The organism is Salinicola salarius (assembly GCF_002179555.1).
In the GTDB taxonomy this organism is placed as follows: Bacteria; Pseudomonadota; Gammaproteobacteria; order Pseudomonadales; family Halomonadaceae; genus Salinicola; species Salinicola salarius_A.
In genome coordinates this window covers 1-1,208 of sequence record NZ_NHOU01000108.1, presented here as the reverse complement: position 1 = coordinate 1,208, position 1,208 = coordinate 1, and the positions used below count along the sequence as shown (strand labels likewise).

The 1,208-nt window shown below is 58.8% G+C and carries 1 protein-coding gene and 2 pseudogenes; 2 read left to right on the top strand and 1 reads right to left on the bottom strand.

Going from position 1 to position 1,208, the window contains the following annotated elements; translation table 11 throughout:
• Together CCD76_RS19335 and CCD76_RS20545 are read left to right on the top strand one after the other, a co-directional pair.
• A partial coding sequence (locus CCD76_RS19335; protein WP_143543353.1) for a transposase occupies nucleotides 1-761 on the top strand: 761 nt, incomplete at its 5' end.
• A gap of 5 nt (nucleotides 762-766) precedes the next feature.
• Nucleotides 767-1,012 (top strand): annotated as a pseudogene (locus tag CCD76_RS20545) (IS3 family transposase); the annotation flags it as partial.
• A gap of 53 nt (nucleotides 1,013-1,065) precedes the next feature.
• On the opposite strand, the pseudogene CCD76_RS19940 reads toward CCD76_RS20545, so the two are convergent.
• Nucleotides 1,066-1,208 (bottom strand): annotated as a pseudogene (locus CCD76_RS19940) (IS5/IS1182 family transposase); the annotation flags it as partial.

Here is a 1,208-nt window from a genome sequence, read left to right as displayed (position 1 = left end):
CACGATGCAAGGCCAGCGAGGAAACGATTCGTCAGGCCCTGAGCGGGCATTACCGTGAGGAGCATCTACTGGCCTTGTGCCAGTCACTCGCCCTGTACGACAGCTATCACGAGCATGTTGCCGTATGCGATCAGATCATCGAAGCCACGCTGAAGCGACTCTCTCTGACGACGCCCGTCCCTGACAAGCCACTCCCCGCCGCGCGCCATCGGGACGCCAACCCCAATGCCCCAGCCTTCGATGTTCGTGCGTCGCTGTTTGCTGTCATCGGTGCTGACCTGACCCAAATCCATGGCCTCGGCCCCTACCTGGTACTCAAGTTGGTGGGTGAATGCGGCACGGATATGCAGCGCTGGCCTACCGTCAAGCATTTCACCTCGTGGCTGGCCCTGTCACCGGGGAGCAAGATCTCAGGTGGCAAAGTGCTATCGTCCCGAACGAGACGCACAAAGAACCGAGCAGCGGCGCTATTGAGGCTTGCAGCCACCACGGTCGGCCGCACCCAGACTGCCCTGGGGGCCTTTTATCGACGGCTGGCCAGTCGTATCGGCAAGGCCAAGGCAGTTACCGCGACGGCCAGGAAGATTGCCGTGTTGTTCTACAATGCCTTGCGTCATGGCATGACCTATCAAGACCCCGGCGCCACCTACTATGAAGAGCGGTATCGACAACGAATTCTGACGAACGTGAAGCGCCGAGCACAGTCCCTGGGTTATCAATTGACGCCATTGCTGACGGAGGGGGAGTATCGGGTTTCTTAGGAAGCTACCGCTCTCTTGATGTCGGACGAGATGAATCGTACGCGCTGATAGACCAGTTGAGTGAGCAGGAGCCGGTTGAGATGGTCTGTAAAGCGTTTGACGTATCTCGGTCCAGTTATTACGACTACCGCCGCAGGCGGTCCGTAGTGGACGCGGAACGAGTGGTTCTGCGAGCCGAGGTGAACCGGCTATTTCGCAAGAGCCGAAGCTCAGCGGGCAGCCGGATGATTACCAGCATGCTCAATGACGAAGTCAGGTGGTCTGTTTTACCCGACAGCCGGGTTATCCGGCTGCCAGGCCGGATTCAAGACACACTGACCCCGTCACCGTGTCCTTGGCATCGTCCCGCCAAGACCAGATTGCCGAGGGCGAACAGGGTAAATAGCTGTGTCTGGTTCTTGGCCAGCCCCTTGTAACGCACCTTCCGGTAGCCGAAGAGGTTCTTGA